8 protein-coding genes are annotated in these 13,369 nt (G+C 68.4%); 4 read left to right on the top strand and 4 right to left on the bottom strand.

Annotated features, from left to right (window positions below; genetic code table 11):
* Positions 1-181 precede the first annotated feature (181 nt).
* On the top strand, positions 182-2,164 hold the full coding sequence (locus EJV47_RS28375; protein ID WP_207895844.1) for an OmpA family protein: 1,983 nt from the start codon (positions 182-184) through the stop codon (positions 2,162-2,164).
* A gap of 93 nt (positions 2,165-2,257) precedes the next feature.
* Positions 2,258-2,701: a DUF5991 domain-containing protein gene (locus EJV47_RS06795; RefSeq protein WP_126692396.1), complete on the top strand. Its 444-nt coding sequence runs from the start codon at positions 2,258-2,260 to the stop codon at positions 2,699-2,701.
* A gap of 97 nt (positions 2,702-2,798) precedes the next feature.
* On the opposite strand, the gene EJV47_RS06790 is transcribed toward EJV47_RS06795, so the two are convergent.
* From EJV47_RS06790 to EJV47_RS06775, 4 genes are all read right to left on the bottom strand, one after another.
* Positions 2,799-5,732, bottom strand: a complete 2,934-nt coding sequence (locus EJV47_RS06790; RefSeq protein ID WP_126692395.1) for a tail fiber domain-containing protein — start codon at positions 5,730-5,732, stop codon at positions 2,799-2,801.
* Between the two features lie 388 nt (positions 5,733-6,120).
* Complete coding sequence (locus EJV47_RS06785; RefSeq protein ID WP_126692394.1) at positions 6,121-7,575, bottom strand: hypothetical protein; 1,455 nt, start codon at positions 7,573-7,575, stop codon at positions 6,121-6,123.
* Between the two features lie 18 nt (positions 7,576-7,593).
* Positions 7,594-8,118, bottom strand: coding sequence for a hypothetical protein (locus tag EJV47_RS06780; protein WP_126692393.1), 525 nt, complete (start codon positions 8,116-8,118; stop codon positions 7,594-7,596).
* Between the two features lie 4 nt (positions 8,119-8,122).
* Entirely contained in the window at positions 8,123-8,638 is a 516-nt protein-coding gene (locus EJV47_RS06775) for a hypothetical protein (protein WP_165903647.1), read from the bottom strand.
* An 81-nt stretch (positions 8,639-8,719) separates the two neighbouring features.
* Here EJV47_RS06775 and EJV47_RS06770 point away from each other — a divergent pair, with 81 nt between their 5' ends.
* Both EJV47_RS06770 and EJV47_RS06765 read left to right on the top strand, forming a co-directional pair.
* The gene (locus EJV47_RS06770) at positions 8,720-11,521 is read left to right on the top strand and encodes a polynucleotide kinase-phosphatase (protein WP_126692391.1); all 2,802 of its coding nucleotides are present in this window, start codon (positions 8,720-8,722) and stop codon (positions 11,519-11,521) included.
* 156 nt (positions 11,522-11,677) lie between these two features.
* The gene (locus EJV47_RS06765) at positions 11,678-13,285 is read left to right on the top strand and encodes a T9SS type A sorting domain-containing protein (RefSeq protein WP_126692390.1); all 1,608 of its coding nucleotides are present in this window, start codon (positions 11,678-11,680) and stop codon (positions 13,283-13,285) included.
* Positions 13,286-13,369: the final 84 nt, after the last annotated feature.

The following is a 13,369-nucleotide window of genomic DNA, read 5'->3' as shown; positions in this document are numbered from 1 at the left end:
GCCGCTCGGCTGGGCTTCAGCCTTGATAATCAGCCGCGCACCGGCGGCGGGCAAGCCGCATGCGGGCTTTGGCGGCGGGAAAATTGCCGGGCCGGGGAGCATTCCGGGCGCAGTTTGGCGTTACAGGCGGGCCGGAAGCCTTATTTTCGGCCCCTCCGCGCTGAACGTTGTTTACTTGCCTATGAAGGTGTTGCTGACGCTGGTCCTGATGCTGTGCGGGCTGAGCCTGCGCGCCCAGGTACCCGCGGCCGGGCAGGCCTACGCCGACGCCCGCCTGGGCTACCGGCTCACGTACCCGCTCAGCTGGCAGGTCAGCCAGGAGCCGGCCGCCGTGACTTTCTACGCCGGCGACTCGCCCCAGAACCCGCCGGCCGCCGCCACGCTTAGCAGCCAGGTGCTGCCCGCCGCCCCGGCCGATGCGCTGGCCCAAGGCGCGCAGGATTCGCTCTGGCGCCGCATCCGGCAGCTGCCGCAGGCCCAGGTGCTGCGCCTGGAGCAGCGCGCGGCCGATACCCACCAGGAGCTGCGCTACGACTACAGCTACGCCACGGCCGCCGGCCGCCAGCGCGTGCTGGGCCGCCGGCTCTGGCGCGGGAGTTACCAGTTTCAGCTCGAATACCGCGCCCCGGCCGCCGACAACCGTTATTTGGCCGAGGGCCAGCAGTTGGTGGAGTCCTTGGTGTTCACCGGCCCGGCGGGTGGTGCGGCTACGGCCCGGCCCGCCGAAGTGCTGGGCTGCGACGACAAGATGTACGGCATTGCGGCCCTGCGCGCCCACAACGGCGTGTGGGAGGACGACTGCCGCACCATCCATGAGTTCAACACCGCCGACTTGGCGGCCCCGCCCAAGGTGCACCGGCAGGTGCTGCCTTTCCAGTCCTACGCCCTGGCTAAGGGCTTCGACAACTGCCTCTACTCCGTCACCAAAGCCCCGTCGGATGCGCCCGAGCTGGTGTACCGCTACGACCCGGCCACCCGGCAGGGCGCCTACACCACCTGGCGGCTGCCGGCCCAGGGCGGGGAAAGCGTCTGGATTTCGGCTGCCACCGACGAGCAGGGCCGCCTTTACTTCATCACCTCCGACGCCGCCCAGCTGGTGCGCGTGAGCCCCGCCGACGGGCAGGTGACGGTGGTGTGGCGCAACGACCCGGTGCAGCAGGCGCCGTATTACGCCGCCATCGGCTTTCCCGGGGCCGGCACCCACGCCAACTTCTGCCTCGACGACGAGGGCACCATCTACCAGGTGTACAGCACCGACGGCGCCCTGCTGCGCATCGACCGGCGCAGCCTCAAGGCCGACCCCGATTTGCTGCCCCTGGAGGGCCTGCCCGAGCGCGGCGGCTACAGCGACCTGCTGATGCAAAAGGACGCTGCCGGCCGCAAGCGCCTGTACCTGGCCGGGCCCAAGTCGCTCTACGAGGTGAACCTGGGCTACCGCGACGCCCGCCGGGTGCGCCGCGGCGTGTACACCGACCTGGCCGGCTGCAACCTTTTCCGGCGCCAGCCCCCGCCCGGGGCCAACCCCGCCCCGGCGGCGGCCAGTGCCGCCGCCCAGCCCACCGCCACCTGGCGCGGCCGCGTGCTCGATGCCGTAACGCGCCAACCCCTGCCCCGGGCCCGGCTGCAGCTGCGCGGCGCGGGCCCCGCCACCGCCGTGGCCCTGGCCGCCGACGGCACGTTTGCCTTCCCAGGCCAGCCCGGCTTTCCGTACGCGGCCCAGGCCGAGCTGGCCGGCTACCTGGCCGCCGACAGCCTCTACACCCTGCCGGCCGGGCCTTCGGTACAGGACATTCTGCTGCGCCCCCTGGCCGTGGGCGCCACCACTGCCCTCGACAAGGTGCAGTTCGAGCAGGGGCAGGCCGCGCTGCTGTCTTCGTCCTTCGCCGCCCTCGACCAGCTAGCGGCCCTGCTGGCGCAAAACCCGGGCATGACCATCGAGCTGCGCGGGCACACCGACAACGTGGGCGACCCGCAGAAAAACGTGACGCTGAGCGAGCAGCGCGTGGCGGCCGTCAAGACTTACCTCGTCAACCACGGCGTGGCGGCCGAGCGCATCAGCGGCAAGGGCCTGGGCGGGGCCGAGCCCCGGGCCAGCAACGAGCGGGAAGAAACGCGCAAGCTCAACCGCCGGGTGGAGTTTCGGGTGACGGGCGTGGCCCGCTAGCCACTGCGGGCCTGGGCCGCGTCGGTCCGCCCGGGCCCGACCGTTGGCTCCGGAATTGCGTTACAGGAGGAGTTCCAGCATCCTGACTTCGCCATGATGACGCTGTTTTTGCCCCTGGTCACCTGGGTTTCTCTGCTGACGCCGGCTCCCGCGCCGGCCGCCGGTGTGCAGAGCTGGGCCGGCAACTATCAATACGAGGAAACGCCCGTGAAGGCCCTGGCCGGCTACAGCATGGCCATGATGTGGAAACTCAGCCTGCAACCCCAGGCCGGCGGCGCCCTCGGCGGGCAGCTGGGCGTGGAAGGCCAGCAAACCTTTATGCAAATGAAAGTGCGTGCCTCGGGCAGCCCCACCGACGCGCAAATCATCTTCGTGCAGGGCATTGAGGGCCAGGGCTACCAGCAGCTCAAGCCCGGCGACGTGCTGCTGCGCCTGCACAAGGCCCCAAACGGCAAGGTGCAGACCTACTGGGTGAAGCTCAAGCCTCGCCTGCTCGAAACCTATAAGGACGGGCAGGTGGCTTTCGTGCGGAAATAAAGCCCGGCCCTCTAGCCGCAAATCAGCCTGCTGTTTGGCTTAAGAGGCCGTGGCAGCCGCGGAAATTTATTCAGCGGCTGCTTCTGCCTCGTCGGCTTTAGCGCCGCGCCTGCGCCACCGGGGCGAGCCGCCGGGTCTGCTCCAGGGCGGTCAGCCGGCTTTCCAGGGTGGTTTGGCCGCGCTGCAGGGTCAGCAGCTGCTGGCGGAGTTGCTCGTTTTCCTGGCGCAGCTGCTCGTTTTGCCGGGCCAGCTCCTGCACGCCCACCAGCGCCACCCCGGCCGGGTCGATGGAGCTGATGCTAGTTTCGTTGATGCCCAGGCGGAAGAGGCGGTAGAAGTCCTGGGCCATCGGGCCGAGGTGGGTTTCGCCGTTGGTGTGCTTGTACTGCCAGCGCGTGATGGGCAGCTGGCGCAGCAGGCCCAGCACCTCGGCCCCGTCGACAGGCTGGATATTTTCCTTCAGGTGCACGTCGGAGGCGTTGGTCCAGGCCCCGCCGGTGCTCAGGCCGGCTCCGTTGCCGGCCGTGGGCACGGTGCCGCCCGTGCCCACCGTCAGCACCTGCCCGGTGCCCGGCGTCTGGCGCCCGAAAATCCAGTAGTCCACGTCGCGGTTGCCGAACACCATGATGTTGTCGTAGCTCGACTGAGCGCCGTAGCCGATGAAGGTGCAGTTGACCAGGTCGGGCTGGCCGGCCGAGGGGCCGGCCCCGCTGCCCAGGGCCGTGATGCGGCTGCCGCTGGTGTTGATGATGCCCGCGGAGCTGCCCACGAAGGTGTTGTCGGTGCCCGCGCCGTTTATGCGGCCGGCCTCGTAGCCCACGAAGGTGTTGCCCGCGCCGGTGTTGCCAAGCCCAGACTGGTAGCCCAGCGCGGTGAGGCCGCTGGCCGTGTTCTGGCGGCCGGCGCGGTAGCCCAGCAGGGTGGTGTTGCTGGCAGCGGTGCTGCCACTGCTGCCGTTGAAGTTGGTACCCGAGCCGGCGTCGAAGCCCACCGCCACGTTGTACTGCCCGGTGCCGCCGCGGCCCGCCTGGGAGCCCACGTACACGTTGCCCACGCCGGTGGTGTTGTCGAGGCCGGCGGTGCTGCCCACGAAGGTGTTGTCGTCGGCCAGGTTGCTGTAGCCGGCGTTGTTGCCCACCAGAGTATTGTCGCTGTTGGTCTGGGCGTTGCGGCCGGCGGTGCTGCCCACCAGCACGTTGCGGGCGCCGGTGGTGTTGTAGAGCCCGGCCCCGCTGCCCAGGAAGGTATTGGCCCCGCCCGTGGTGTTTTTCCAGCCGGCCTTGCTGCCCACAAACGCGTTGTAGCCGCCGGTGGTCGTCAGGGGGCCGGCCTCACTGCCCACAAAGGTGTTGCTGAAGGCGAAATCCAGGGCGCGGCCGGCGTGGTAGCCCAGGGCCGTGTTGTCTTGGGAGTTGCTGCCGGCCCCGGCGCCCAGCCCGCTGCCACTGCCCACAAAGGTGTTGCGCGCGCCCACCGGCGTTTGCCGGCCGGCCTGGTGGCCCACGTAGGTGTTGTCGTCGCCGCTGCCGTTGGCCAGGCCCGCCTCGTAGCCCAGGAAGGTATTGGCCGAGCCGATGGTGTTGTCGTTGCCGCTGAAGTAGCCCAGAAACACATTGCCGCTGCCGGTGGTGTTGTCGACGCCCGCGTTGGCCCCCACGATGGTATTGGCGCTGGCCGTGTTGTCGTTGCCGGCCTGGTAGCCCAGCAGCACGTTGCCGCTGCCGGTGGTCAGGCTGGCGCCGGCCTGCTGCCCGACGAGCACGTTCTCGTCGCCGGTGGTGAGGGAGCGGCCGGTGGCGCGGCCCACGCCCACGTTGCCGGAGGCCGTAGTGGCGTTCAGCCCCGACTCGAACCCGATGAGCACGTTGGAATCGTCGCTGAGCTTGTTGCCGGCCGAGTCGCCCACTACCACGTTGGCGTAGGCGTCGAGGCCCCCGGCGTAGGCGCCGTGGCCGAGGGCCACGTTGGCGTCGCCGGTGGTGTTGCGGCGGCCGGCACCCGCGCCCACAAACAGGTTGCCCCGGCCGGTGGCGTTGGCCATGCCCGCCCGGTAGCCCACAAACAGGTTGCGGTAGCCGGTGGTATTGGCGCGCCCGGCCCGGTAGCCGCTGAAGTGGTTTTCGGCCCCGGTGGTGGTGCCGTAGCCGGCCTGATAGCCCTCAAAGTGGTTGGCGCCGGCGGTGGTGTTGTTGTAGCCAGCCTGGTAGCCTACGAAGTGGTTGGCGCTGGCGGTGGTATTGCTCTGCCCCGCCAGAAAGCCCACGAAGTAGTTTCCATTGCCGGTGGTATTGCTCTGCCCCGCCGATTTGCCCTCGAAAAAGTTCTGCTGTCCGGTGGTGTTGGCAAAGCCGGCCCGCATGCCGCTGAAGTAGTTCTCGGCCCCGGTGGTGGTATTGTAGCCGGCCTGAAAGCCGCTGAACTGGTTGAAGGTGCCGGTGGCCTTGAGCCCGGCCTGATAACCCACAAACTGGTTGTTGTAGGCTGTCGGAGGGAGCTTTTTACCGGCCTGGTAGCCAATGAGCAGGTTGTTGTCGGGGAAGGACGGGCTGCCCAGGATGGCGCCGCCCAGCCACCAGGCCCCGTCGACGTGCAGGCGGGCCTGCTCCTGGCCGTTCACCCCGAAGCGCAACGGCCGCAGGTCAGTGGTGCCCACGTAGTGGCTGGCCGAGTCGGTGGCGGCGTTGCCGGTCAGCAGCCAGCCCGCGCCGGCCGGGGCCGTGCCGGTGTTGAGCCGCGTCCAGCTGGGGGCGGCGGCGGTGCCGGCGTTGTAGTAGTAACCCACGCCCCCGGCCAGGGCGGCGTTGGTGTTGTATACCAGCAGGCTGGGGGCCGGGCTGGGCACCGTGGCCGCGTCGGTCAGGGAGGTCAGGCTCACCTGGGGCAGCAGCAGGCCCTTGTTGGCGGCGCTGACGTGCAGGGCCGCCGAGGCGTGGGGCGTGGTGGTGCCCACGCCCACCTGGGCCCGGGCTTCCGGGGTGTCCAGCAGCAGGCCCGGCAGTACCAGCAGGAGGGAGGATAGCAGTTGTTTCATAGGAGGGCAGCGGGGAAAGGGTACAACCAGGCAAACCAGGCCCCGGCCGCGGCGCGCAGCAGCGTTGGCCACGCTAACCGTCGGCGCGTTGCGGGGTCGGCAAAGCAAGCACGCCGCCGCCCGGGGCGCTTTCACGCACGTCGCAAAGGCTTGTTTGCAGGTTGTATCCGCCTGATTATCCGCGCGGAACGCCGGGCCGCAGCCGCCTGAAGCTCCGCGCATCTTCGGGCAGGAACCGCACGGGCCAGGGCTACCGCAGAGCCGAAGCCCGCCCCTGGCTGCTGCGGTGGTCGAAAGCTTCGAGCAGTGCCGTGCGACCTTACCGACGAAGCCCGCGCCCGCCGGCCGGAACTCGGAAAGCCGGGCCGCTGGATTTGAACGACGGCGGCTACTGCGGCGCGTCGGGCAGGCGGGGCAGCCCCTGGGCCTGCAGGAGCGTATTGAAGGTTGAGCGCCAGGCGCCGGGAAACGCCCGGGCCGGTTTTTGGGCCAGCGTCTGGACTACCCGTTGGCTCAGCCCGCCCTGGTTGAAGGACAGCAAGACTTTGGCGAGGGGAAACAGCCTGACCGCGTGGTCTTCTTCCTGCAGCCGCGCCAGCAGCGCCGGGGTGCTCCAGCTGGCGGCGTTGCCGGGCAGCTGGTCGCACAAGGCCTCCAATGGCTCGGTCTCAAAAACCTGTATGCCGTGCAGGCAGACCCGCCGGTAGGCCGCCGTGTCGGTGTGCTGGATGGCTTGTAGCATCGGCAGCAGCTGCCACCTTTCCTGGTAGCCGGGCCAGTAATCCTGCTTGGTGAACCGGAGCAGGCCTTGGCTGAAAACCGCGGTGGCCAGGCGCGGGTTCTGCCGGGCAAAGTAGCGGATGAACTCGGGCTCAATCAGGTGGTGCTCCAGCCAGAGCCGGCAGTTCAGGCTGTCAAACACCGGGGTGTAGTGCTTGGACAGCACGTGCAACAGGTTGGAACGGGTGCTTTCGTGGTAGATGCCCGTGGCAGTGGTGAGCAGGCTGTCCAACAAGCGGGCGGCCCGCGCATCGGCGTAAGCGGCCACGGCGGCCAGCACATTGTGGGAATTGTCCGAAAAGCGGTAGCCTTCGACAACGGGCCGGAAGGCAGGGTGGGGAAATTCCGCCGCGGCGGCCAGCAGCGTATACTCCTTCTCCTGCCCCAGCAGCGCTACGTCTTCGGGCCGCCGGTACGCGGCCAGGGCCGCCGCCAGGGCTTCGGGGTGCTTGCGGTGCTGGGAGGGTTTGAGGTAGAGCGCCCGAACGATGGAGTAAGTGCCCGCGTAGCCCGCGTTGTGCTCTAGGCAATCCTCCAGCAGGCTGCCGTGCACGTGGTGCCCTTGCAGGGCTAGTTGCAGGGCCACGCTGTCCATGCGGTGCAGCTGCCCGACGAACTGCAGACTATCCGCGCGCTGCATCTTCGCCACCTCGAAGCGGCGCCCCGCGTACCGGTTCCAGACCTCTTCCGAGGCGTGCAGGAAGTAGATACGCTCCGTGCCGTGGGAAAAACTGGACTGCCGCACCGGATGGTCGCGCCGGATAAGCCGGCCGAACACCTCGTAGAGGCGTGGGTAGTTGCGGTCGGCCAGGGCCAGGGCGGCGTACAGCTGCCAGGCCTGGTTGCGGCGGCGGCTCAGGCGCAGCAGCTCGTCGGTGGAGGAACTGTCGCGCAGCCGCGCGAAGCCCGGGGAAGGTTTGTCCGCGTCTTCGCGCCAGATGATACGCGCTACCTGCTGCCGTCCGCCCGGCCCAAACTCGTAGTCGGGCAGCCTTTCCCAACCTTGTGCGAACAGGAGCTGGGGCAACAGAACGAGCAGCAGGCCGGTAACGAAGCGGAGCATAGATTGAAAAGACAGCATTTAGCGGTTTGCCCCCGGGTGCATGTCCGCCAGCCGCTGCCGCAGCCACTGGGCCTGCCCGGGGTTGTAGAGCACGATTTTACACAGTTCCAGGTCGTCGGTGGCCACCTCGTCGTAATAAAACAGGAAGGCGGCCCGCCCCTGCACCAGCAGCAGCGGGGATTGATAGGCGCCCCCGGACGGCCAGACCTCGTAGGCCCAGCCCAGGCGCTGCAAGTGGCCCAGTACCTTGCGGTACGTGAGCCGCTGCCGGATCCAGGCCAGGTCGAAGTGGCGGTGGTGGGCCCAGTCCCGGCGCGTGATGCGCCAGGCCTGGATGATGAGCTGGTTGAGGCCCAGGTAGAAGTCCTCGTCGAAGTAAAACTCGATGCCGTCGAAGTCCAGCCAGGGGCACCGCTGGCGGCGGTAATCCTGAATAATGCCGAAGGAGCCGGGCAGCACGCGGGCAAGGTCGTCCCCGTTCATGCCCCAGCGCAGGGGGCTGATGTCGCCCTCCTTAATCAGGCGCTCGACGGATATCTTCATAAGCTCAGGGCTCCAGCCCCATTTGTTGCAGGCGGTAGCGCATTTCGCGCCGGACGCCCTTGCGGCCCCGGGTGGTAAAGTCGCGGATGGTCTGAATGGCCTCGGGCGTGCCGATACTGCACAGGGCCCAGCTGAACCATTTGGCAATAACCCCGGGCTCGGAGGCGGTGTACTCCAGGTAGTCGAAGGTCGATTCGAGGGCGGCCCGGATAAACGGAATGCTGCTAGGGCTGGCTACGTCTTGCAGGGTGCGGGCCACCACCTGATGGCTCCAATGGTGGGGCACGAGCAGCAACAGGTTCAGCAGGTCGATAAACTGCGCGTCGTCGTTATAAAGCCACAGCAGGTTGAGGGCCAAATCCAGCTCATCCGGGTCAGACTGGCCCATGGCGGCCCTGACTTCGGCCTCCACGTGTTCTTTTGTGAGCTGAAAGCCGGCCGGCAGCCGGGCCGCGGCCTCCGCATACGATATTTGCCCCCGGGCTACGGCCCGCAGCAGCTCTTTTACCTTTTCATCCATTGCTTACAGCGTAGCAGCGCCGGCCTGGGCCCCGCCAAGCCAAAAATAGCTGTATTCCACTCCCGTTATTTCCGACTGTTCATGCCCCTGACCTCCCTCAAACTGCCCGAACTCTCCCTGGTGCTGCTCATCGGCACTTCGGGCGCGGGCAAGAGTACCTTTGCCCGCCGCTTGTTCCGGCCCACCGAAATTGTGTCCTCCGACCAATGCCGGGCCCTGGTGGCCGACGACGAAAACGACCAGTCGTCCACCACCGACGCCTTTGCCCTGCTGCACTACCTGGTGGGGCTGCGCCTCAAGCGCGGCCTGCTCACCGTCGTCGACGCCACCAACGTGCAGCCCGAGGCGCGCAAGACCCTGGTGCAGCTGGCCCGCGACTACCACGTGCTGCCCATTGCCGTGGTGCTCGACGTGCCCGACCGCGTGGCCGAGGACCGCAACCGCCAGCGCGCCGAGCGCCAGCACCTGGGCCGCCACGTGGTGCCCCAGCAGCGCCAGCAGTTGCGCCGCTCCCTGAAAATGCTGCGCGGGGAAGGCTTCCGCCAGATTTACCACCTGCGCGGCCCCGAGGAAATCGACGCGGTGCAGGGCGTCGTGCGCGACCCGCTCTACAGCAACCGCCAGCAGGAAACCGGCCCCTTCGACATCATCGGCGACGTGCACGGCTGCTACCAGGAGCTGGTGCAGCTGCTCGACCGGCTGGGCTACGACGTGGAAACTGAGCCGGTAAACGACGTGCGCGACCTGGGCGTGCGCGTGACGCGCCGGGAGAACGGTCCGGCCGCCGGCTCGGTAGTTACCGCCGAAGCGGCAGACGCTGCCTTACCGGCCGGCTCGTTGCCCGCGCGGGGGCGGGACGGAAGCGGGGCGCCGCGGCGCGTCATCTTCCTGGGCGACCTGGTCGACCGCGGGCCCGACTCGCCGGCGGTGCTGCGCCTGGTCATGCGCATGGTGCAGGACGGGCTGGCCCTGTGCGTGCCCGGCAACCACGACATCAAGCTGCTACGCTACCTGGGCGGCAAGCAGGTCAACGAAAACCATGGCTTTGCCGAAACCGTGCAGCAGCTGGCCGGCGAGTCGGATACCTTCAAAAACCAGCTGCGGCAGTTCCTCGACGACCTCGTAAGTCACTACGTGCTCGACGGCGGCCGCCTGGTGGTGGCCCACGCGGGCATGCGCGAAGACATGCAGGGCCGGGGCTCGGGCGCGGTGCGGGCTTTTGCCCTGTTCGGCGAAACCACCGGCGAAATCGACGAGTTCGGGCTGCCGGTGCGCTACAACTGGGCCTCGGAGTACCGCGGCCGGGCCACCGTAGTGTACGGCCACACGCCCGTGCCCGACGCGGAGTGGCTCAACAACACCATTGACATCGATACGGGCTGCGTGTTCGGCGGGCAGCTCACCGCCCTGCGCTACCCCGAGCGGGAGCTGGTGTCGGTGCCGGCCGCCCGGGTGTACTGCGAGCCGGTGCGCCCGCTGCGCCCTGATTCGTTGTTCGTTAATCGTTTTTCGTTGTTCGGCTCAGATGACCAACAGAACCCGAACAACGAAAAACGAACAACGGAAAACCAACCCCAGGAGACGAACAACGAACAACAAACAACGAAAAACGACCTCACCGCCCAGCAGCAGCACGATGCCCTGCTCGACCTCACCGATGTGCTGGGCAAGCAGATTATCAAGGTGCGCCTGCTGCCCTCGGTGACCATCCGGGAGGAAAACGCGGCGGCGGCCCTGGAGGTCATGTCGCGCTTCGCCCTGAACCCGAAGTGGCTGCTCTACCTGCCGCCCACCATGTCGCCCCCCGAAACCTCGGCCCTGCCCGATCTGCTGGAACACCCGGCCGAGGTGTTCGACTATTTCCGCCGGCAGGGCCTGGAGCGGGTGGTGTGCGAGGAAAAGCACATGGGCTCCCGGGTGGTAGTGGTGCTGGCCCGCAGCGAAGACGCCGCCCGGCGCCGCTTCGGGGTGGTGGGCGAGGGGCCGGGCAAGGTGTACACCCGCACCGGCCGCAACTTCTTCACCGATGAAACCTTGGAGCAAGCCTTCCTGGCCCGGCTGCAGCAGGCGCTGAGCAACAGCGGGTTCTGGGAGCGGTTCGGCACCGACTGGGTCTGCCTCGACGCGGAGCTGCTGCCCTGGTCGGCCAAGGCCCAGGAGCTGATCAAGAACCAGTACGCGGCCGTGGCCGCCGCTGCGGGTGCCGCCCTGCCCGAGGCCACGGCCGTGCTCAGCCAGGCGGCCACCCGCGGCCTCGACGGCCTCGAAGCCCTGCTGGCCCGCACGGTGGCCCGGCAGGCGGCGGCCGAGCACTACGCCCAGGCCTACCGCCGCTACTGCTGGCCGGTGGAAGGCCTCGACGATTTGCGCCTGGCGCCCTTCCACCTGCTGGCCACCGAGGGCCGCACCTACTTCGACAAGGACCACGCCTGGCACATGGAAACCCTGCACGCCCTCTGCCGCGCCGACGAGGCCCTGCTGCGCGCCACGCCCTACCGGGTAGTCAAGCTGCACGACATTCCCGACGTGGAAGCGGCCACCCAGTGGTGGCTGGACCTCACCGAGGCCGGCGGCGAAGGCATGGTGGTGAAGCCCTACGAGTTTATCCCCGCGGGCCAGAAGCAGCTGGTGCAGCCCGCCCTCAAGTGCCGGGGCCGCGAGTACCTGCGCATCATCTACGGCCCCGACTACCTGCTGCCCGGCAACCTGGAGCGCCTGCGCGAGCGGGCCGTCAAGAGCAAGCGCAACCTGGCCCTGCGCGAGTTTGCCCTTGGCGTGGAGGGCCTGGAACGCTTCGTGGCCCGGCAGCCGCTGCGGCAGGTGCACCAGTGCGTGTTCGGCGTGCTGGCCCTGGAAAGCGAAGCCATCGACCCGCGCCTGTAAGGGGCCCGGGGGCCGGCAAAACCCAAGGTCTTCGGCCACGCGCCGCCGGCCTTGGGTTTTGCCGGCGGCTTTCTGTTAATTAAGACCTCGAATGCCCAAGCCCCAGGTTCCACGGGGTTTTCGTCCGAACATCACCCTTTTCATATTATACAGCCCATGAATCAATTCTTTACCCACTGGACCCGCGCGGCCGCGCGGCGCCTGCTGCCGCTGCTGCTGCTGACCCCGCTGCTGCCCGGCCGGGCCAGTCAGGCCCAAACAACTGCGCCCTACGGCTGGCAGTGGGCCACCGGCCTGACCACCACGAGTACGATGTGGGGCCGGGCCCTGGCGCGCGACGCGGCCGGCAACCTCTATGTGACCGGCTGGTACAACGGCGCCGGCACCCAGAGCACCGCCGCCCTGCCCACCGTGGCGCCCTACGACCAGAACTTCAACTACAACACCGGGCTGTACCTGGCCAAGCTCAACGCCACGGGCGCGGTGCAGTGGACCACCACGCTCAACGGCCCGGGCGAGGACGGCGGCACGCGCGTGGCTGTCGATGCCAGCGGCAACGTGTACGTGGCCGGCCGGCTGTCCGGGCCGCAGACCATCGGCAGCAGCAGCCTGCCGGGCCTGCCGGGCCGGCAGAGCTACACCTTCCTGGCCAAGTTCAACAGCAGCGGCGTGGCCCAGTGGGGCGTGCAGGGCGTGTTCAGTGGCGACCTGGGCAACACCTGGCACACCCCGAACGCCTTGGCCGTGGACGCGGCCGGCAACGTGTACGCCGGGATGGGGGGCGTAACCAAGTACGACGCGGCCGGGACCGTGCTTTGGAATACGCCGATGGCGGGCTTGGTACAGAGCCTCAGCATGGGCAGCCAGGGACAGGTGGTAGCCGCCGGCAGCTTCGCCGGGAACGGGGTGTTTGGGACGGGCGCCGGCGCCGTGACGCTGAGCAGCCAAGCCGGGCAACTCCCCAACGGCTTTACGGCCCAGCTCAGCAGCGCCGGCAGCCTGCAGTGGGCCAAAGCTGCCGTATGCACCGGGAAAGTCTACAACATGGACGCCACGCCCGATGCGGCCGGTAACGTGTACGCGCTGGGTAGTACCAACGGTGGCAACGGCCTCATCCAATTCGGTTCGACCAGCGTGTCGGGGCAGACCTACCTGGCGAAGTACAGCTCCACCGGGAATCTGGTCTGGGCCCAGGACGTGACGGGAACCCCGGGGGATTACTCCCGTGCGGCCGTGACCACCGCCACCGGCACGACGTACATCGGCGCGAGCGGCCGCATTATGGCCATTGATGCGGCCGGCACCCAGCAGTGGACGCGGCACGACAACCTGGAGCGCGTGTTTGCCCTGGTGCCCAACGGCAACGACGAGCTGTACGTGGCCGGCAACTACCGGAACTCCGGCGGGACGGCCGGCAGCATCATCCTGGCCGGCAACGGCACTTCAGCGGGCCTGAGCGCCTTTGTGGGCAAGCTCAGCAACACCGCCACCGCCAGTAGGCCCGCGCAGCTGGCCCAGTGGAGCGTGTACCCCAATCCCAACGGCACCGGCCTGCTCCACCTGCGCGCCGCCGCACCCCTGAGCGGCCCGGCCCGGCTGGTGCTGACCAACGCCCTCGGCCAGGTGGTCAAGAATACCGCCGTGCCGGCCATGCCCGGGGCCTGGCGCTACGACTGGCCGGTGCAGGACCTGCCCAAGGGCCTGTACGTGGTGCAGCTGAGCACCGGCCAGGGCCGGCAAAGCACGCGGGTAGTGCTGGAATAGCCGCCCCCGAGCATACCGGCTCTAAACGCGGACGCCGCGCTTCCCCCGGGGAAGCGCGGCGTCCGCGTTTAGAAGCAGCCAGAG

This window comes from Hymenobacter gummosus, assembly GCF_003970915.1.
GTDB lineage: Bacteria > Bacteroidota > Bacteroidia > Cytophagales > Hymenobacteraceae > Solirubrum > Solirubrum gummosum.
This window is presented reverse-complemented; position numbering and strand designations above follow the sequence as displayed.

Bases quoted from the DNA above. Each gene is read 5' to 3' on its own strand.
- EJV47_RS06780 (WP_126692393.1), bottom strand. From the start codon at position 8,118: ATGAAGATATCCGTCGAGCGCCTGATTAAGGAGGGCGACATCAGCCCC.
- EJV47_RS06795 (WP_126692396.1), top strand. From the start codon at position 2,258: ATGATGACGCTGTTTTTGCCCCTGGTCACCTGGGTTTCTCTGCTGACG.
- EJV47_RS28375 (WP_207895844.1), top strand. From the start codon at position 182: ATGAAGGTGTTGCTGACGCTGGTCCTGATGCTGTGCGGGCTGAGCCTG.
- EJV47_RS06775 (WP_165903647.1), bottom strand. From the start codon at position 8,638: ATGGATGAAAAGGTAAAAGAGCTGCTGCGGGCCGTAGCCCGGGGGCAA.
- EJV47_RS06790 (WP_126692395.1), bottom strand. From the start codon at position 5,732: ATGAAACAACTGCTATCCTCCCTCCTGCTGGTACTGCCGGGCCTGCTG.
- EJV47_RS06770 (WP_126692391.1), top strand. From the start codon at position 8,720: ATGCCCCTGACCTCCCTCAAACTGCCCGAACTCTCCCTGGTGCTGCTC.
- EJV47_RS06765 (WP_126692390.1), top strand. From the start codon at position 11,678: ATGAATCAATTCTTTACCCACTGGACCCGCGCGGCCGCGCGGCGCCTG.
- EJV47_RS06785 (WP_126692394.1), bottom strand. From the start codon at position 7,575: ATGCTCCGCTTCGTTACCGGCCTGCTGCTCGTTCTGTTGCCCCAGCTC.